The sequence below is a fragment of the Cohnella thermotolerans DSM 17683 genome (assembly GCF_000429825.1).
Taxonomy (GTDB): Bacteria; Bacillota; Bacilli; order Paenibacillales; family Paenibacillaceae; genus Cohnella; species Cohnella thermotolerans.
Genome location: NZ_AUCP01000037.1, coordinates 17932 through 37594, shown reverse-complemented (window position 1 = coordinate 37594; position 19663 = coordinate 17932). Strand labels below are relative to the sequence as shown.

At 57.8% G+C, this 19663-nt stretch carries 18 protein-coding genes; 17 read left to right on the top strand and 1 reads right to left on the bottom strand.

Annotated features, from left to right (window positions below; translation table 11 throughout):
* Positions 1 to 92 precede the first annotated feature (92 nt).
* From thiD to G485_RS0106725, 12 genes are all read left to right on the top strand, one after another.
* A complete protein-coding gene (thiD, locus tag G485_RS0106775; protein WP_027091937.1) occupies positions 93 to 923 on the top strand; it encodes a bifunctional hydroxymethylpyrimidine kinase/phosphomethylpyrimidine kinase in 831 nt (276 codons plus the stop codon).
* Between the two features lie 200 nt (positions 924 to 1123).
* Positions 1124 to 3415 carry a 5-methyltetrahydropteroyltriglutamate--homocysteine S-methyltransferase gene (metE, locus tag G485_RS0106770; protein WP_027091936.1) on the top strand — a complete coding sequence of 764 codons (2292 nt, stop codon included), beginning with the start codon at positions 1124 to 1126 and terminating at the stop codon, positions 3413 to 3415.
* 188 nt (positions 3416 to 3603) lie between these two features.
* Positions 3604 to 4080, top strand: a complete 477-nt coding sequence (locus tag G485_RS30355) for a PAS domain-containing protein (protein ID WP_051318084.1) — start codon at positions 3604 to 3606, stop codon at positions 4078 to 4080.
* Positions 3977 to 5344 (top strand): sigma-54 interaction domain-containing protein, encoded by a 1368-nt coding sequence (locus G485_RS25420; protein WP_084423168.1) that lies wholly within the window; start codon positions 3977 to 3979, stop codon positions 5342 to 5344. The genes G485_RS30355 and G485_RS25420 overlap by 104 nt, the downstream gene beginning before the upstream one ends.
* 300 nt (positions 5345 to 5644) lie before the next feature.
* On the top strand, positions 5645 to 6448 hold the full coding sequence (locus G485_RS0106760; protein ID WP_027091935.1) for a carbon-nitrogen hydrolase family protein: 804 nt from the start codon (positions 5645 to 5647) through the stop codon (positions 6446 to 6448).
* Between the two features lie 35 nt (positions 6449 to 6483).
* A complete protein-coding gene (locus tag G485_RS0106755) occupies positions 6484 to 7830 on the top strand; it encodes an MFS transporter (RefSeq protein ID WP_051318081.1) in 1347 nt (448 codons plus the stop codon).
* Between the two features lie 28 nt (positions 7831 to 7858).
* Entirely contained in the window at positions 7859 to 8743 is an 885-nt protein-coding gene (locus G485_RS0106750; RefSeq protein WP_027091933.1) for a polysaccharide deacetylase family protein, read from the top strand.
* Positions 8744 to 8767: 24 nt separating this feature from the next.
* Positions 8768 to 9091 (top strand): hypothetical protein, encoded by a 324-nt coding sequence (locus G485_RS0106745; protein ID WP_027091932.1) that lies wholly within the window; start codon positions 8768 to 8770, stop codon positions 9089 to 9091.
* A complete protein-coding gene (locus G485_RS0106740; protein WP_027091931.1) occupies positions 9088 to 10113 on the top strand; it encodes a CobW family GTP-binding protein in 1026 nt (341 codons plus the stop codon). Before G485_RS0106745 ends, G485_RS0106740 begins: the two co-directional genes overlap by 4 nt.
* A 16-nt stretch (positions 10114 to 10129) precedes the next feature.
* On the top strand, positions 10130 to 11224 hold the full coding sequence (locus G485_RS0106735; protein WP_205620121.1) for a zinc-binding dehydrogenase: 1095 nt from the start codon (positions 10130 to 10132) through the stop codon (positions 11222 to 11224).
* 31 nt (positions 11225 to 11255) lie between these two features.
* Positions 11256 to 12008 carry an SDR family NAD(P)-dependent oxidoreductase gene (locus G485_RS0106730; protein WP_027091929.1) on the top strand — a complete coding sequence of 251 codons (753 nt, stop codon included), beginning with the start codon at positions 11256 to 11258 and terminating at the stop codon, positions 12006 to 12008.
* A gap of 26 nt (positions 12009 to 12034) precedes the next feature.
* Complete coding sequence (locus tag G485_RS0106725) at positions 12035 to 13438, top strand: NAD-dependent malic enzyme (RefSeq protein ID WP_027091928.1); 1404 nt, start codon at positions 12035 to 12037, stop codon at positions 13436 to 13438.
* Positions 13439 to 14001: 563 nt separating this feature from the next.
* Here G485_RS0106725 and G485_RS0106720 read toward each other — a convergent pair.
* Positions 14002 to 14649 (bottom strand): hypothetical protein, encoded by a 648-nt coding sequence (locus tag G485_RS0106720; RefSeq protein WP_027091927.1) that lies wholly within the window; start codon positions 14647 to 14649, stop codon positions 14002 to 14004.
* 256 nt (positions 14650 to 14905) lie between these two features.
* Here G485_RS0106720 and G485_RS0106715 point away from each other — a divergent pair, with 256 nt between their 5' ends.
* From G485_RS0106715 to G485_RS0106695, 5 genes are all read left to right on the top strand, one after another.
* A complete protein-coding gene (locus G485_RS0106715; protein WP_035155120.1) occupies positions 14906 to 15757 on the top strand; it encodes a class I fructose-bisphosphate aldolase in 852 nt (283 codons plus the stop codon).
* Positions 15750 to 16910, top strand: coding sequence for a Gfo/Idh/MocA family protein (locus tag G485_RS0106710; protein ID WP_027091925.1), 1161 nt, complete (start codon positions 15750 to 15752; stop codon positions 16908 to 16910). The genes G485_RS0106715 and G485_RS0106710 overlap by 8 nt, the downstream gene beginning before the upstream one ends.
* Before the next feature lies 1 nt (position 16911).
* On the top strand, positions 16912 to 18159 hold the full coding sequence (locus tag G485_RS0106705) for a carbohydrate kinase family protein (RefSeq protein WP_027091924.1): 1248 nt from the start codon (positions 16912 to 16914) through the stop codon (positions 18157 to 18159).
* Positions 18156 to 18701, top strand: a complete 546-nt coding sequence (locus G485_RS0106700; RefSeq protein WP_027091923.1) for a D-lyxose/D-mannose family sugar isomerase — start codon at positions 18156 to 18158, stop codon at positions 18699 to 18701. Before G485_RS0106705 ends, G485_RS0106700 begins: the two co-directional genes overlap by 4 nt.
* Positions 18702 to 18809: 108 nt before the next feature.
* Positions 18810 to 19580, top strand: coding sequence for a DeoR/GlpR family DNA-binding transcription regulator (locus tag G485_RS0106695; protein ID WP_027091922.1), 771 nt, complete (start codon positions 18810 to 18812; stop codon positions 19578 to 19580).
* Positions 19581 to 19663: the final 83 nt, after the last annotated feature.

Below are 19663 nucleotides of genomic sequence, written 5' to 3'. Positions count from 1 at the left end.
GCGCTGTGCTTGCTTCTGCAGGCATGGCGCTTTTTTGTTAGGGCTTGCTTGGGGCGAATCGTGCAAATCAGCGGGTAAGGAGGTTGGAACGAATGGCTGTTCCAAGGGCATTAACGATAGCCGGCTCCGACAGCGGCGGCGGCGCGGGCATTCAGGCCGATGTGAAGACGTTTCAGGAGCTCGGCGTATTCGGCATGACGGCATTGACCGCCGTCACCGCGCAAAACACGCTCGGCGTCAAGGGCGTCTATCCGATGTCCGTCGAGGCGGTGGAGCGGCAAATCGAGGCGATCGGCGAAGATATCGGCGCCGACGCGGTCAAAACCGGCATGCTGTTCAATAGCGGCATTATTCGGTGCGTAGCGGACCAGCTTGTCCGATTCGGATGGGACAAAGTCGTCATCGATCCCGTCATGATCGCCAAGGGAGGGGCTGAGCTGCTTCAAGAAGAAGCGGTTCGCGCGCTCCGTGAGCGCTTGCTGCCGCTGGCGCTTGTCTTGACGCCGAATGTGCCGGAGGCGGAACGGATTGCGGGCGTTCCCGTCCGCGGGCTGGAAGGACGGAAAGAAGCGGCGCGAATATTGGCCGATCTGGGTGTCAGGAACGTCGTCATGAAGGGCGGCCATGACGATTCCGACCCGAATCGAGCGATTGATCTGCTGTATGACGGGCGGGATTTTTATGAATTCAGCGGTCCCAGGTTAGAGACCCGGCAGACGCATGGCACGGGGTGCACGTTCGCCGCCGCCATCACAGCGGAGCTCGCCAAAGGACGAACCGTTCTGCAAGCCGTCGAGACGGCAAAGCAGTTCATTCAAGCGGCTATCGTGGATTCGCTGCATCTCGGGCAAGGGCACGGTCCGACCAACCATTGGGCGTACGGGCGACGAACCGGGGCCGGGCAAGGAGAAGAAGGACGGTAAACGCGCTGCGGCCTGAACGCAAGGAGGAAGAGATTCGCCGGCCAGAGAAGCGGCAACGGCGACGACGCCTATAATAAACGAGTCGCTATAGCTGTTGGCTATAACCAGTTATAGGTAATTGGAGTTACATTATAACAAGCCGCTCATGATATCCTTCCTATTACCAATCACTTGGTTGAATCGATAGGAGGGCTAATCTGATGGTGAGAAGCGGGGTTTTGGGGTATCCGCGCATCGGGGCGGATCGGGAATGGAAGAAGACGCTCGAAGCATTCTGGGCGGGGAAAATTGACGAATCGGAGCTTCACAGCCGGCTGCGGGAAATCCGGTTGAACCACTTGCGCAAGCAGCAGCAGAAAGGCATCGATTGGATCGCGGTCAACGATTTCAGCTATTACGATCACATGCTCGACACAGCCGCCATGTTCGGCTTGGTTCCGCAGCGTTTTGCCTATGACGGCGGGAACGTCCCGGTATCGGTCTATTATGGCATCGCTCGCGGAACGAAGGACGCCGTAGCCAGCGAGATGACCAAATGGTTCAACACCAATTACCACTACATCGTGCCGGAGCTGGGCGGAATCGAGCCGACACTTGCCGAGAACAAACCTCTTGCGGCCTATCGGGAAGCCAAAGAACATCTCGGTCTGGAGGGCAGGCCGGTCATCGTCGGCCCGTTGACCTTCCTAACGCTGTCGAAAGGCTACGATCCGTCCGAGACCGACGCTTGGCTGGACCGGCTGATTCCGCTCTACGTTCGGATTCTTCAGGAGCTGGAGCAAGAAGGGGTATCATGGGTGCAGATCGACGAACCGATTCTCGTAACGAAAGTCGGCGATGAAGACTTGAGACGGCTGGAGCGGATTTATGGAACGTTCGCCGCTGCGGCGCCGAAGCTGAAGGTGATGCTGCAAACCTACTTTGAAGCGGTGGAACGTTACCGCGATATCGTCGCACTGCCGGTCGGCGGAATCGGACTCGACTTCGTGCACGGCCGCTCCGGAAATTTGTCGTCGATTCGGGCATTCGGTTTTCCGGAGGATAAAGTGTTGGGTGCGGGCGTCATCGACGGCCGGGGCATCTGGAAAGCGCCGATTCGCGAGAGATTGGCCCTGCTTCGGGAGTTGACGGACGCGGTTGGGGAAGATCGCCTCGTGGTCCAAACGTCGTGCAGTCTGCTCCATGTTCCGGTCACGGCGGCGCAAGAGTCGAAGCTGGCGCCGGAGCTGAGGGATGCGCTTGCTTTCGCCGACGAGAAGCTGGATGAGCTCGCGCTTCTGACCAAGGCGCTGTCGCTTGGCGAGGAGGAGGTTGCCGGCGAACTTGAAGCGTGCGATCGTGTGCTGAGCCGGCTCGATCAATGGGGAGACCGCTTCCGCAGCGACATCCGGGAGGCCGTTGCTTCCCTAAGCTCGCAGGCGCAAGCCCGCAATCGGCCGTTTGCCGAGCGTCGGCTCGTCCAGCAGGAGCAATGGCAGCTGCCGTTGTTCCCGACGACCACGATCGGCAGCTTCCCGCAGACCGACGAAGTGCGCAAAGCCCGCCGGCTGTGGCGCAAAGGGGAATGGGACGACGGGCGGTATGCCGCTTTTATCCGCGAACAGATCGACACCTGGATCGGGCTGCAGGAAGACATCGGACTGGATGTGCTCGTTCACGGCGAATTCGAGCGGACCGACATGGTCGAGTTTTTCGGAGAGAAGCTGGCGGGCTTTGCCATGACGCAGAACGGATGGGTTCAGTCGTACGGTTCGCGCTGCGTGAAGCCGCCTATCATCTATGGCGACGTAGCTTATCGGGGGCCTATGACGGTCGAAGAAACCGCCTATGCGCAGTCCCGGACCGCCCGTCCCGTCAAAGGCATGCTGACCGGGCCGATCACCATCATGAATTGGTCGTTCGTTCGCGAAGATATTCCGCGCGAGCAGATCGCCTACCAACTCGCTTATGCGCTGCGGCAGGAAGTCGAGGCGCTCGAGCAAGCGGGAATCGGCATGATCCAGGTCGACGAGCCGGCGGTGCGCGAAGGGTTGCCGCTCAAGGAAGCGGAGCATGCCGGCTACTTGGATTGGGCAGTCCAAGCGTTCCGAATCGCCACAAGCACCGTTCGGGATACGACGCAAATTCATACCCATATGTGCTATTGCGAGTTCCACGATATGATCTCGTCGATCGAAGCGATGGATGCGGACGTCATCTCGATCGAAGCCTCGCGCAGTCACGGGGAACTGATTCATAGCTTCGAAGCGGGCACCTACCGGCAGGGCATCGGGCTGGGCGTTTACGATATTCATAGTCCGCGTATTCCGGCGGTGGAGGAAATGACGAGCATGATCGAGCGCGCCCTGCGCGTGCTGGATCCGAAGCTGTTCTGGATCAACCCGGATTGCGGGCTCAAAACGCGCCGCCGGGAGGAGACGGTCGCTTCCTTGCGCAACATGGTGGCGGCCGCCCGGATCGCGCGAGAGAAATACGGAGCTCCTATCCGCTAACAGAACGGGACGGTTCGGCCGGACCCGCATTCCGAGAAAACTCTTCCGAGGAAGGGTTTTCTTTTCTTTGCGTTAGAAGCAACTATGCACGAATGCATAGGCTTTGAAAATTTGGCGTTGAGGTTGTTCCGGGCCTGCCCTATACTGAATAGTACGAATTTATCGTTTGTGTGCAAGGAGAGAAGAAATTGAAAACGCTTCATTTCCTCGAACAGAAGGGGATATTGGACGAAATCCCGATGGGCATTGTCATTCTGGATCCATTCGAATGCATTATTGAAATCAACCAATATGCATGCGAAGTTCTGCAATGCCGCAAAGAGGAAGTCATACGCCGCTTATGGAGCAATAAATTTCCTAGCGTATGCCCTCCGGATTCCAGTCCCGGCAACGAGGGGCAGAGCTTTGTCAATTTCAAATGCGGGAACGAAAATTACGTGTTGAAGAAGCATCCCTTCTACGGGAAAGGGAAGCAAGCGGGTTTTGTTTTGTTGTTTCAGAAAACGACCGAATTGGAACAATTGACGCAAGCGCTTGACTCTTATCGGGATATGAGCCGATTTGCAAGCCATCTTCGACATTTCTTACGATGTGATTTATGTCTCGGACGGCAACGGGATTACGCTGAGAGTAAGTTCGGCCTGCGAGAAGCTCTGGGGGCATAAAGAGAGCGAATTGGTAGGCAAAAGCGTCAATGATTTGGAGCGGCTCGGCCTATTTAAACCTTCCGTCACCCGTCTTGTGCTGGAGAAGAAGGAGAAGGTTTCCATGATTCAAACGACCAAAACAGGGCGCAGGCTGATGGTCGTCGGAACTCCGATCAAAGACGAGCAGGGAAGGATTGTCCGGGTCGTCAACGCTTCTCGGGATATTACGGAGGTCAGCAAGCTTCAATTGGAGCTGGATGAATTGCGCAGCATGACCGAAGGATACAAAAAAGAGCTCATGGAGTTAAGACAAAAAGACGAAGAACAGACGAACATTATTTACCGCAGCGTTAAAATGAGAGAGGTCGTCGGCATCGCGCAAAAAGTAGCGCAAGTGGACGCTACCGTATTGTTGACGGGAGAATCGGGAGTCGGGAAGGATGTTCTTGCTTCTTTCATTCACAAGTGGGGTCCCCGCAGCAAAAAACCTTTTGTCACCTTCAACTGCGCTTCCATCCCCGAGAAGCTGCTGGAGGCCGAGTTGTTCGGGAGCGAAGAGGATATTTCCGGCGACGGGGACAGCGGCAAAAGAATCGGGCTGTTTGAAATGGCGCATGAGGGCACCTTGTATTTGGACGAGATTTGCAGCTTGCCGCCGACTTTGCAGACGAAACTGCTGAAAGTGCTGGAAGATATGGAGGTTGTCCGGATCGGGAGTACGACGCGATTGAAGGTGGATGTAAGAATTATTGCCTCGACGAACCGGAATCTGGAAGAAGAGATCGCTTCCGGCGCGTTTCGTTCGGACCTGTACTATCGCTTGAATGTGATTCCGATCGCCATCCCTCCTCTGCGCGAGAGAAAAGAAGATATTCTGGCTTTATCCCTGCATTTCATCCATCGGCTCACGGAAAAATACGGCCTGAACAAGAAGTTTTCTTCCTCGATTATGGAGAAGTTCCAGCATTACCATTGGCCAGGCAATGTGCGCGAATTGCGGAATACGATCGAGAACGTGCTGTTAACGACCAACCATCCTGTCATTACTGCGCAAGATCTTCCCAAGCATATGGCGGAGCCAAGCGGAACGCCGGCCAAAATTCAAGTGAACGACATTGTCCCCTTGAAGGAAGCGGCAGAAACGGTAGAGAGCGAGCTTCTGGAGATGGCGCTTCAAAAATACGGGTCAACGACAAAAATGGCGGAAGTATTGGGCGTCAATCAATCGACGATCAGCCGAAAGCTTCAGGCCATGAACCGGCGGAAGGCCGATTCGGGGTGATAACGGACATATGCGGCGGCGCATATGTTTTTGTTGTCGTCAGAAAGACAAAACCGCCGGTTATCGTTTAAAATGAAAGCGCTTCATTAAAGTTGAGGCAAAGGAGTTTATGCAGAAATGCATAACTTTTTCGAGGTGTTAGTATTACCTACGCGAAAAGTCTGTGATTTAATGATTGTGTAAGAAAATCACAACATGTTGTGTAACAAAAATTTACATTAATAGGAGGCTGAAAGTTCGGGATAGAGGGGTCTGGCAGTTGTAAAAAAGCGACTTCGGATGAAATGGAAAGGACAGGGTATGAGACATATTTTCAAAGCGGCCGCTATTCAGATGGATTGTGTGCTGGGCGACAAGGATGCGAATATGGCCAAGGCGATCCGGCTCGTGCAAGAAGCGGTTGACCGGGGAGCGGAGCTGATTGTTCTGCCGGAATTGTTCAATACGGGGTACCGCGTCGAAGAACGGGACCGGGAGCTCGCCGAGAGCATTCCGGGAGAGACGATTGCCCTCCTGGAAACGATCTGCCGACGCGACCGCATTCACATCGCAGGCTCCCTGTTGGAGAAGTGCAACGTCAGCGGAATTATTTACGATACGGCTTTCTTGGTCGGTCCGGACGGATGGATCGGTTCTTACCGGAAGACTCATCTATGGGATAAGGAAAATATCCGATTTGCCAAAGGTTCGAGCTTCCCCGTATTCGATCTTGGCTTTGCGCGCTTGGGCTTGCAAATTTGTTACGAGATCGGCTTCCCCGAGGGAGCGAGAAGCTTGACCTTGCAAGGAGCGGATATTATTGCGATTCCGTCGGCCTTCGGGAAGGAGCGGGATTACGCTTGGGATTTGGCCAGCCGTGCGAGAGCTTTGGAGAACGGGGTCTATTTGATTGCCTCCAACCGATCGGGCATCGAACGGGGGGAGACGGAGTTCGGCGGCAGAAGCCGCATCGTCGATCCTGCCGGCCATGTTCTGGCCGAGGCTAAACAGCCGGACGAAGTCGTCGTTGCCGAGCTGGATCTGGAATTTATAGCCGTTCAGCGAACCAGAATTCCCTATTTGCGAGACCTGAACCGGCCATTAATGAGAACCTTATACGATTGATCCTCAACCATCAAACTGGAAAGTGCGGTGTTTGTATGGAATCCAATGTGCTCAAAGTCGATGAAGTCGCGTTGAAGACTTCCGTAACCAAAGAGGCCGCTGCCATCTCCAGAGGCAGTCTGATCTACGCCTCCGTTATCGCCTTCTTCGCCTGGGTATTTTCGACTTACGATTTCATTCTGTTCGGAACGCTTCTTCCGGTCATGTCGGACGAATTTCACTGGACGACGGCCCAAAGCGCTCAAATTGCCACCTGGGTATCCGTGTCCACGCTGATCGTCTCTTTGATGGTAGGCCCGATCACCGATTATTTTGGACGGCGCAACGCTCTTATGCTTACGACGGCCGGGGCCGCGATCAGCTCGGGATTGACCGCCTTTACGATGGGCCCTCTGTATCTGATTGTCGTGCGGGCTATGTCGGGTTTGGGATTCTCCGAACAGGCGGTAAACACGACGTATTTATCCGAATTGTCCGGAGCCAAGAAGAGGGGCTTTATGTACAGCTTCATTCAAGGCGGATGGCCGATCGGCGTGCTCCTCGCCTCTTTTATAACGGCCCAGTTGCTTCCGCACATCGGCTGGCGGGGCGTATTCCTGGTCGGCACCATTCCGGCGGTGCTGATTATGCTGCTGCGGATCAAGCTGAAGGAATCGCCGAAATATGAACAAATGCGCGAGGTTCGCAAGCTGATTAAAGCCGGCAAGCTGACGGAAGCCAAGGCGCTGGGACAGCGAATCGGCATCGACAGCGAGAAGATGACGAAAACCTCGATTACGCAGCTTTTTGCCTCGGACATTCGCAAACATACGATTTTCCTGGGCGTGGCCCACATGCTCAACTGGTTCGCCATTCAGATTTTCTCCGTTCTTTCTACGACGGTACTGACGGATGGGAAGGACATCTCGTTTAACAACTCGTTGTTCATGCTCATTTTCTCCAACGGCTTGGCTTACATCGGCTATATTACGCACGGATATCTCGGCGACAAATTCGGCAGAAGGGGAACCATCATGTTTGCCTGGATGATGTCCGCCATCGGCTTCAGCTTCATGCTGTTCGTCGCGGAAGGCTATTGGCCGGTCTTGATCTCCTACAGCGTCGGTCTGTTTTTCTTGATCGGTTCTTACGCGGCCTTGTACAGCTACATGGGAGAATCGTTCCCGACCCGAATCCGCGGGACGGGCGCCGCGTTCATTAATGCGCTCGGGCCTGTCGGAGCGATTTTCAGTTCGATTATTTTCTCGGCCACCATCGACAGCTTGGGAACGATTCCCGCCATATTCGTCTCCGGCGTCCTCCCGCTGGCGCTGTCGGCTATTTTAATGGCCGGCGCCAAATCTATTTCCCCGAAGCAAGAATTGGAAGAAATATCCCAATAATCCGCAATCGACAAGGAGAGCGATAAAGATGGCCAACAAAAAAGAAATCTTGGTAGCTTACGGAGTAGACGTTGACGCTGTTGCAGGCTGGCTCGGTTCTTATGGCGGCGAAGATTCGCCCGACGATATTTCCCGCGGCTTGTTCGCGGGGGAGGTCGGAACGCCTCGTCTGCTGAAATTGTTCGACAAATATCGGTTGAAAACGACCTGGTTTGTTCCCGGGCACTCGATCGAGACTTTCCCGGAGCAGACGCGCATGATCGTAGACGCCGGACACGAGATCGGCCTTCACGGCTATTCGCATGAGAATCCGATCGCGTTGACCCCGCAGCAGGAAGAAACCATTTTGCTAAAATGCATCGACCTCATTGAGAAGGTATCGGGGAGACGGCCGACCGGTTATGTAGCGCCCTGGTGGGAATTCTCGAATATTACGAACGAATTGCTGCTCAAGCACGGGATTGTGTACGATCACAGTCTGATGCACAACGATTTTACGCCTTACTACGTCCGGGTCGGGGACAGCTGGACCAATATCGACTACGAGCAGCCGGCCGAATCGTGGATGAAGCCGCTCGTTCGAGGCCGGGAGACCGATCTCATTGAAATTCCGGCCAACTGGTATCTGGACGATTTGCCGCCGATGATGTTCATCAAGAAGTCGCCCAACAGCCACGGCTTCGTCAATCCGCGAGACATTGAGCAGATGTGGAAGGACCAGTTCGACTGGGTGTATCGCGAGCATGATTACGCCGTATTTACGATGACGATTCATCCCGACGTAAGCGGAAGACCGCAAGTTCTCCTGATGCACGAGCGGTTAATCGAATATATCAGCGGCCATGAAGGGGTGCGTTGGGTGACGTTCGACGAGATCGCCAAGGATTATAAAGCGAGATTTCCGAGAGCGTAAGCATTCGGCCAAAGGGGCGAGACTATGTGCGTGCTGTGCGGAGAATCGATTCTTCGAATTCATTGGACCGATCGCAAGCAACCGCCCGAATCGGCCTTCGCCTCGAGAACGAGACAAAGGGAGCGTCTCCGCCGTATCCGGCTGCTGAATCAAATGCTCGGATATTACGGACTGAAGGTGGACGATTGGAACGGCGTCAAATTTGTCGTCCGCGATAAAAAGGGACGTTCGGAGATCGTTCATGATTTGGGCGACTTGTGGGAGAAAGCCGAGAAGCTCGCAGGGCGGCCGCTAAATCCTCTGGATTCCGGCCTCCTTGACTATTTGAACCGGGGTAGACGCGAATGAAACGGGCCGTGACCATCGTAACCGGATATTTGGGAAGCGGTAAAACGACGCTGCTGACGCACTTGCTGAAGGAGGAACCGGGCGGAAGGACGGCCGTACTGGTCAATGAATTCGGCGAGGTCGGCCTGGACCACCATTTGCTCCGGCGGATCGACGAGCACACCCGTCTTCTCAGCGGGGGCTGCCTGTGCTGTTCAGTGCGGGAAGATTTGATCCGCGAGCTGAAGGATTTGTTGGACCGGAGCCAGAGAGGGGAGCTTCCCGACTTGGAACGGGTCGTCATTGAGACGAGCGGGTTGGCCGACCCTGCGCCGATCTTGTTTACGGTGATGACCGATCCGGTCTTGCAGCATCATTATCGGATCGAGCACGTGCTCGCTACGGTCGATGCCGTCAATGCCGGACTGCATCTGGACCGGCATCCGGAGACGAAGAAGCAGATTACGGCAGCGGATAAGCTCGTCGTGACGAAGACCGACATGGTCACCGACGAAGCGAGAGAGGAGCTGGTGCGCGAGCTTGCGCGTCTCAATCCGACGGCCCCTATCGTCTTCTCCGACAATGGACGGACGGATTGGGACCTCCTCTTCTCCCAAGAAGTTCCGATCGCATCCGGCGCGCTCGCAGCGGACCGGGAACGGCCGGTTCCCGGTCCCGAATCCGCGCATTCGCGGGAAGCGGCCCATTCGTTATCCGTTACGTTCGACCGTCCGATCGATTGGAACGCTTTCGGCATGTGGCTCAGTCTGCTGCTTCATTCGTGCGGCGAGAACGTCATGCGCGTGAAAGGGCTGCTGGATGTCGGGGAGCGGGGACCCGTCCTGCTCAACGGGGTCCAGCACATCATTCATCCGCCCGAACATCTGCCTGCATGGCCGAAGCAAGTCGAGCCTCGGTCTCATGTCGTGTTCATCATGAAGTCGATCGACCCGGAACAGCTGATGCAATCGTTGGAGGCTTTTCAACACATGATGGACGCCAAGGCCCGTCTAACGGCGCTTAACATCATACGCCATGCTTAACGAGGAGAGAGATGCTATGACGAGAATGGAACCGGCACCGGAGGGCTTCATGAAGGCTGTCGTCTATCGCGGAACGGGCAAGCCTGCGTTGGAATACAAGCCGATTCCGAGAGCGGGTGCGGGCGAGGTCGTCATCAAGACAACTTCCACGACGATATGCGGCACGGACATTCACATCCTGCACGGGGAGCATCCGGTAGAAGAAGGAAGGGTGCTGGGGCACGAGCATGTGGGCATCATTCATGAGATCGGCGAAGGAATTCAAGGGTTCTCCGTCGGCGATCGCGTGATGTGCGGCTCCTGCACACCGTGCGGCATCTGCTACTATTGCCAGAAGGGGCTGCCTTCGCAATGCATCGGCCCGGAAGGCGACCATCGGCATCCCGGCGGCTGGAGACTCGGGAATACCGTAGACGGAACGCATGCCGAATATTTCAAAATGCCTTTTCCCCAATATAACCTCACCAAGGTTCCCGACGAGCTGACCGATGATGAGGTGCTGCTTGTGTCGGACATCGGCTCGACCGGAATCGCGGCTGCGGAGAAGGCCGGCATTCAAGTCGGCGATGTCGTCGTCGTGATGGCATGCGGTCCTGTCGGTCTATGTGCCATAGCCGGCGCCCGGCTCATGGGGGCCAGTACGATCATCGGCGTGGACGGCAATCCGGCGCGTCTGGAGATCGCCCGCAAGATGGGAGCCGACCTGACGTTGGATTATCGTTCTGTCGATGTGGCGGAAGAGATTAGGAGACTCACCGAAGGCCAAGGCGCGGATGTCGCGATCGAAGCCTTGGGGTCGCAGAGCACGTTTGCGAACTGCATGAAGGTCATCCGCCGGGGAGGGACGGTCTCCAGCGTGGGCATTTATTCGGGGCATGTCACCATTCCCGAAGAGACGTTCGCCGGCGGAATGGGCGATCACCGCATCGTCACGACTTTATGTCCCGGCGGGCGGGAACGGATGCTGCAGCTGATCCGTCTGGTGCGAAGCAAGCGGCTGGACTTGACCAGCATGATCACGCACAGGTTCCCTATCGATCGTGCATTGGAAGCCTATGAGCTGTTCGAACAGCAAAGAGACGGAGTGATCAAAGTCGTCATTCATTTCTAGTTGCCGCAGAGCTGAAAGCGAGGAATCGAACATGCGACTGAAAAACAAAACGGCAATTGTTACGGGAGCGGGGGAAGGCATAGGCAAGGCGATTGCCGAGGCCTTCGCTAGAGAAGGGGCGGATCTGGCGCTCAATTATTTCAATCAGCCGAAAGCTCAGATCGACGAGTTCGTGCGGGAGCTGGAGCAAACCGGAAGCCGAGTATTCGCGGTCGAAGGCGATGTCACCGATGCGGCGTTCGTCGAGAGCTTCGTCCGGCAGACCGTGTCCCGGTTCGGTTCCCTCGATATCTTGGTCAACAACGCGGGGATACTGACCCAGAGCTTCATTCAAGACATGACGGTCGAAGTATGGGACCGCATGATCGAAGTCGATTTGAAATCCGTCTTCCTGATGACCCGGCAGGCCGTTCCGCATATGATCCGTCAACGAAGCGGGCGGATTATCAATATCGCGTCCCAAATCGCGCAGAAGGGCGGCCTGCAATTAAGCCACTACGCAGCGGCCAAGGCGGGCGTGATCGGATTCACCAAATCCATCGCCTTGGAGCTTGGACAATACGGCATTACGGCCAATTGCATCGCGCCCGGTCCGATTGAGACGAGATTGGTCGCGGGCATCGATCCGGATTGGAAGGAACGCAAGAAGAAGGAGCTCGCGATTCCGCGGTTCGGTTATCCCGAAGAAGTCGCTCCTACGGCCGTTCTGCTGGCTTCGGAACCGGACGGGAATTTATACACCGGCCAGACGCTCGGGCCGAATTCAGGCGATGTTATGCTATAAATGCCGACAAGATAAGGAGCAGCGACATGGCATTAACCAGTATCGTTCTAAGGGTGGAATTAAACCACGAACAGATTACATTCGGCGAGGTCGCTTCCATCATCGGCAAAGCCGGCGGGGACATTACCTCCATCGACGTGATCCGTTCAAGCAAGGGTTTGTCTGTAAGGGATATTACGGTAGATATTGCGGAATCGGCCGAGTCCAAGGTAGTCGAAGCGGTGAACGGGCAGCAGGGAATCAAACTGATCAACGTGTCGGACCGGACGTTCCTTGTTCATCTTGGGGGCAAAATCAACGTGAACCCGAATATGCCGATTCGCAATCGGGACGATCTGTCGAAGGTTTATACCCCGGGAGTCGCCAAGGTATGTACGGCTATTCACCAAAATCCGGAAAAGGCGTTCTCGCTCACGATCAAGCGCAACACCGTCGCGATCATTACCGACGGGACGGCGGTTCTCGGCCTTGGGGATATCGGGCCGTTCGCCGCAGCGCCGGTCATGGAAGGCAAAGCGATGTTGTTTAAACAGTTGGCCGGAGTCGACGCCTTCCCGATTTGTTTGGATACGACAGACACCGAAGAGATCGTTCGCACCATTAAGACGATCAGTCCGATCTTTGGCGGAATCAATTTGGAGGATATCAGCTCGCCTCGTTGCTTCGAGATCGAAGCGAAACTTGGCGAACAATTGGATATTCCCATCTTCCACGACGATCAGCACGGAACTGCCGTAGTCGTCGTGGCCGGTTTGTTGAACGCTTTGAAAGTTGTAGGCAAACGGATCGGGCAAGTTCGGATTGTCGTCAACGGCATCGGCGCCGCCGGCGTATCGATCTGCAAAATGCTTCTTGCCGCCGGAGTGAAGCGTCTGGTTCCGGTCGACCGGGAGGGGGCTATCGTTCGGGGGAAAACGTACGAGCACCCGATGTGGAATTGGCTTGCGGAACAACCGCAGGTGGAGGACACACCGGGAACTTTGAAGGATTTGCTGCCGGGTGCGGATGTTTTTATCGGCGTATCGCGAGGAGGTCTCTTGAACGCCCGGGATATTCAGACGATGGCGCCAGACAGCATCGTGTTCGCCATGGCGAATCCCGTGCCGGAGATCGATCCCGAGGAGGCTTTGCCTCATGTTCGGGTGCTGGGCACCGGAAGAAGCGATTATCCCAACCAGATTAATAACGTGCTCGTTTTTCCCGGAATCTTCCGCGGGGTGCTGGATTGCCGGGCTCGATGCATTAACGAACCGATGAAATTGGCCGCAGCCCGAGCGATCGCTTCTGTGGTGTCCGAGTCGGAGCTGAACGAAGTCTATATTATTCCAAGCATTTTTAACGAGCAAGTGGTGAAGAAGGTGCGGCAGTCGGTTATTGAAGCGGCGATATTGACCGGAGTCGCCCGCCGCATCCCGCCGGAGTTTCGTTGATGGACGCAGCGGCATAGAGGGCCGCAGGATGCGCTCAAGGAATATCTCGGCTTGCTGGCATTGAGATTGCGTTAAAAACAAGCTTTCTCCGGCGGAAATCCGGCATCGAGTCTCCAACCCCCGGTACTTTGGCATATTGCACAGCTTCCGGCGGTAGGCGCGCCTGGCGCATGTCGAGGATCCGCCTCGCGTCCCGTCCGGAGGCCGCCAGGCCCCGGAAGCTATAAACCTCCTCCGAGCCCCGACCTTCTCCGAACGGGCCCCGATACTTCGGCCGTTTCTCTAACGGACCGTCGTTCCGTTATTTTTGGCATGGGCAACTTATTGGAAATCTAGCGGACAGAGGATCCGCTATTTACGGACGGAGGGGCCATTTTCCGCCGATTTGCCTCGAATAACGGATTCACGGTCCGTTCGCTCGTCCAAATCAAGGCGATTCCGTAAAATAACGGATCGAATGTCCGTTGCGAGCGGGGAAGTCGTTTGCGTCGTCTCCCATTCGCGAACCGGATCTCGCTCCGCCTCCCTATTGAACTCCACGCACCACTCCCCCATTTCTACGACTACGCCCGGATTTGGTACGTCCGGTGGCGCTCCCGGCCGCCGGCCACGGCCAACATTTGCCGCTCGACGAGCCGATGCAAGATGCGCCTGGCGTGCCGATCGCTCACCCTGAGATGCGCGGCAAGCTCCAACGGCGTAAACGGCCGCAGCCCTCTTCGCGCGAAACGAACCGTTTCCGCTTCCAGCCAGGATAAGGAGGCGTCGACGTCCGAAGCCACAAACTTGCCGATAAACGAGAGTACGAGCTGGCGGCATTGCGCGGGTTCGTCGGTGATGGAAGGGTAAGCGACCGGAAGGAATACCCAACCGTCGAGCGCCAATAAGCAATGACGCCGGCATAAGTCTTTGAAACGTCTTACATCCAAATCCCGGGCATGGGGGCCGTAGCCTTGAATTTCAATCCCGCCTTTCGCGCCTCCCGGCATGTAGGCAAGGTCCAGATAGCGATAACCGTTGGAGAAATCGCGCACCTCCCATTCGGGATACAAATGCTCGAAATGGCCGACAGCCGGAAACCAAACCGTCCGAAGAAATTCCAACGTGCCGTGTCCAAGCCCCTTTTCAAGCCGTTCGCGTCTTCGGGGATTATTCTCGGCTTCAAGCCGGCTCTGCATCCACTCCTCGAAACTTTCATCGAAACGCACCATCGGACTCCCGCCTCCTTAAGAAAATGAAAAGCCGCCTCCGTACAACGCTCTCCGTGAAGAGGAACGGTTGTATCCGGAAGCGGCGCGTACTTCGCGACCTATATTTGTAAGTATAGCGGGCTCGGCATTCTCCGGCAATAGCCGAAAATCACGCCTGGAGCGGGGCGCTGGAAAAATGGATTGCCATGTTCTTTTTTTATGTGATAATGTTATAAACGAACATATTTATGTTATTAACGAAAGGGGTTCATCTTCCATGTCTTCCGCAAAAGCACGTTTGAACCGGATGTTCGGCGAGAACGGCAAATGCTTCGACGTCGCGATCGATCACGGTTTTTTCAACGAGTTTGCCTTTTTGTCCGGCATCGAGAACATGCGCAGCGCCATTGAGACGGTCGCTCAGGCGGGGCCGGACTGCATTCAGCTCAGCATGGGGCAAGCCCGCCTGCTGCAAGACATTCCGGGCAAGCGCAAGCCCGGCCTCGTGCTGCGGACGGACGCCGCGAACGTGTACGGCAGCGAGCTGCCGAAGGTGCTGTTCAGCGAGCTGGTCGACCGCGCGATCGAGCACGCCGTTCGGCTGGACGCCGTCGCCGTATGCGTCAATTTGCTGCTGCTGCCGGGCCAGCCCGATCTGCACCGCCAATGCGTACGGAACATCTCGCTGCTGAAGAGCGAGTGCGAGAAATACGGCATGCCCCTCATGGTCGAGCCGCTCGTCATGCTGCCGAACGAAGTGAAAGGAGGTTATATGACGGACGGGGATTTGCATAAAATTATGGCGCTCGTCCGGCAAGGGGTGGAGCTGGGCGCCGATGTGATCAAGGCGGATCCGACGGACGACGTAAGCGAGTACCACCGCGTCATCGAGGTCGCCTCGGGCATTCCCGTCCTCGTGCGGGGCGGCGGGCGCGCCAGCGACGAGGAAATGATGAACCGGACGGCGAATTTGATGAAGCAGGGCGCTTCGGGCATCGTCTACGGCCGCAACGTCGTACAGCATGCCGATCCGGCCGCCATGACGTCGGCTTTGATGGCGATCGTTCATGAAGACGCTTCCGCCGAGCAGGCGCTGGCGATCGTTCGGGGAGGGCGGACGCATGGCTAAACGGATTATCGGCTTCGGCGTCATCGGTTGCGGTCTGATGGGCAAGGAGTTCGCGAGCGCGGCGGCCCGGTGGTGCCATCTGACCGACGCGGATTTCGAGCCCCGCATCGCGGCGGTGTGCGACGCCAATCCGGCGGCGGCGCAATGGTTTGCCGACAACGTTCCGAGCGTGGCGAACGTTTACTCGGATTATCGGGATTTGCTGGCCGATCCTGCCGTCGAAGCCGTCTACTGCGCGGTGCCGCACCATCTGCACGAGCAAATCTACATCGATATCGTGAGCGCAGGCAAGCATCTGCTGGGGGAGAAGCCGTTCGGCATCGACCGAAGCGCGAACGAAGCGATATCGGCGGCGATCCGGGCGAATCCGGGAGTCGTCGTGCGCTGCTCCTCCGAATTTCCGTTTTTCCCGGGCGCACAGCGGATCGTGGAATGGGTGAACGAAGGCCGATTCGGGCGGATTATCGAAGTCGAAGCCGGCTTCTGGCATTCCAGCGATCTCGACCCGACGAAGCCGATCAATTGGAAGCGCCGCGTCGCGACGAACGGGGAGTACGGCTGCATGGGCGATCTCGGGCTGCACGTGCTTCATCTGCCGCTTCGGTTCGGCTGGAAGCCGGCCAGCGTGCGGGCGCTGTTGTCCAAGATCGTCGAAGAGCGGCCGGACGGCCGGGGCGGAACGGCGCCGTGCGAGACGTGGGACAACGCCATTCTCGCTTGCGACGTGAACGCGGCCGATCGGCGGTTCCCGATGATTCTGTCCACGAAGCGGATCGCCCCGGGCCACGCGAATACGTGGTTTATCCGCATCCAGGGAACCGAGTTCTCCGCGGAATTTTCGACGAAAAACCCGAAGCAGGTCGCCTCCCTCCCATACTCGCCCGGGGGCCGGCAAGCGTGGCACGTCGAGGATGCGCCTTATCGTTCCGCTTACGGCACCCTTACGGGAGCGATCTTCGAATTCGGGTTCTCCGATTCGATTCTGCAGATGTGGGCGGCGTTCTGCGACGAGATTGCGCATGGGAGGGACGGCATGTCCCAGCCGTTCGTTTGTGCGCTGCCCGAGGAAGCGGCGGGGAGCCATCGGATATTTACCGCGGCGCTCGAATCCCATCGAACGGGAGGAACGGCGGCCGTAGATTGGGGGAGCTAAGGTGAAGGCGGTTCAGAAGGACGCGGCCGAGATCGTGGTCGCCGGGCACATTTGCCTGGACGTCATTCCGGCGATCGCCGCCGGCAAGCCGGCCCGGGGGCTCGGCGAATTGCTCGTTCCCGGAAGGCTGATCGATGTCGGCCCGGCGACGCTGTCCACGGGAGGCGCCGTCTCCAACACGGGACTAGCGCTGCACCGGCTGGGGTTATCGGTCAAGCTGATGGGCAAGGTGGGGGACGATCCGTTCGGGGGGCTCATTCTCCGGCTTTTAAGCGAACACGGGGATAAGCTCGCGGAAGGCATGATCGTCGCTCCCGGCGCGTCGAGCTCCTATTCGATCGTCGTCAGCCCGCCCGGTGTGGACCGCCTGTTCCTGCACGCCACCGGAGCGAACGACACGTTCGCCGCGGAGGACGTGACGGCGGACGCTGTGCAAGGGGCGCGGCTGTTCCATTTCGGTTATCCGCCGCTGATGCGCTCGATGTACGAGGACGGCGGAGCGGAGCTGGAGCGTCTGCTTGGCAAGGTCAAAGCGCAAGGGCTCACCGTCTCTCTCGACCTCGCGCGTCCGGATCCCGCGTCCCCGGCGGGCCGGGCCGATTGGCGGGCGATTCTGGCCCGCGTCCTGCCTCATGTGGACGTTTTCTTGCCGAGCTTCGACGAAATTTTGTATATGCTTCGCCCGGACGATTACCGCACGCTGTCCGAGCGCCACGGGACGGGCGAGCTGCTGGCTTACGCGGACGGTTCGCTGCTTGGAGAGCTGTCCGAACAGCTGCTGGACATGGGCGCCGCGATCGCCGGGCTGAAGCTTGGGGAGTACGGCTTCTATGTTCGAACAGCGGCCAGCGCCGAGCGTCTTCGGCGGATGGGGCCGTGCGCGCCGGAGGAAGACAGGCTGGCGGCATGGCGGGACCGGGAGCTGCTGGCGCCATGCTTCCAGGTCGAGGCCGTCGGCACGACGGGAGCGGGAGACTGCACGATTGCAGGATTCCTCGCGGGGCTTGTGCAACGTCTCGGCGTCGAGGAGGCGCTGCTTGGGGCGGTCGGAACGGGGGCTTGCTGCGTGGAGCGGGCGGATGCGATCAGCGGCGTTAGCGGCTGGAACGAGGTTCGGGCGCGGATCGCCGCGGGGTGGAAGCGGAGCGAGGCGCTGCTGCCGCTGCCCGGATGGACTTGCGACGAGCGGTACGGCATTTGGGAACGGTCGAACGGTCATAGAAATGCGATGGAGGGGAAGATCGGATGAAACGAAGCGAATGGAAGCAAGCGCAGGAGCGGACGGCGGAGCTGTTCGCCCGGGCCGGCATCGTGCTGACCGAAGAGGAACGGGGCCGCATCGAAGTGGCGGACTTTGGGCTCGGCCGGCTGGAGCGGGAAGGTCTGGAGCTAATCACGTATGTCAATACCGATCGTTATTGCGCCAAGGAGCTGGCCCTTTTTCCCGGACAGACGTGTCCCGAGCACCTGCATCCGCCCGTGGGCGGCGAGCCTGGCAAAATGGAGACGTTCCGCTGCCGCTGGGGCCTCGTCTATCTGTATGTGGAAGGAGAGGCGACGGCCGATATTCGGGCGGCCGTTCCCGCGGGCAGCGAGGCTTACTACACCGTTTTCCGCGAAATCGAGCTCCGGCCGGGCGAGCAATTTACGATCCCTCCGGGCACGAAGCATTGGTTCCAGGGAGGGCCTGAGGGGGCCGTCGTGTCGGAATTTTCCGGCACGAGCCGGGACGAGCACGATATTTTCACCGACCCGTCCATCGTGCGCATTCCTTTGCCGCCCGAAGCCTGATGCCCGGATCGCTCGTACGCCGTTCGCATGCGAGCGGTTGAACGTGCGGGCGAACCGAGCGATAATAGTAGACGCATCGAACACGAGAAGCCGGGAGGCCGCAACGATATGAAATACGCAGCCCAATCCAATCTGAACGACAGACAGCGGCAAATGCTGGAGCGCATCTCCCGGGAAGGCGAGGTCCGCATCGCCGACCTCCGCGAGGCGTTCGGCGTCACGGAGATGACGATCCGCCGCGATCTGGAGAAGCTGGAGGAGACGGGCTCGATCAAGCGGACGTTCGGCGGCGCCATCTTCGTCGGTCAAGACGTGGCGCTGAAGGAACGTTCCGGGCTGCACACCGAAGAGAAGGCACGAATCGGCCGCAAGGCCGCCTCGCTCATCCGGCCGGGGGAATCGGTCTTCCTCGACGGAGGAACGACGACACTGCAAATTGCGCGGCATTTGCCCGTGGGAATGCAGGTGACGATCGTCACCAACGCCTTGAATGTGGCGGCGGAGCTTACCGCGAGGCAAATTCCGACGATCATGACCGGCGGGACGCTGCTGGAGACGACCCATTCCCTCGTCGGCCCCCTCGCGGTTCAAGGGCTGTCGGCGATGGCGTTCGACCGCGCTTTTCTTGGAGCGACCGGGGTCAGCGTGGAGCACGGCTTCAGCAACTCCAATTTATATGAAGCGGAAATCAAGCAGCTGGCCATTCGCCAAAGCGCCGAAACGGCCATCGTGGCGGACCGTACCAAATTCGGAGCCAAAGTGCTCGTCTCTTTCGCCCCGCTTGCGGGCGTGCGGCGAATCGTGACCGACGAGCGGCCGGACGAGGCGATGCTGCAAGCTTGCGCGGACTCGGGCGTGACGGTCGAGGTCGCGGATTGACAAGAGCACGGGGGGGCCGGCCGGCATGCGTCAGGCCAAACGGGCAGGTTGGCGTTCGATCGCGGATTGGAGCCAAACACAGA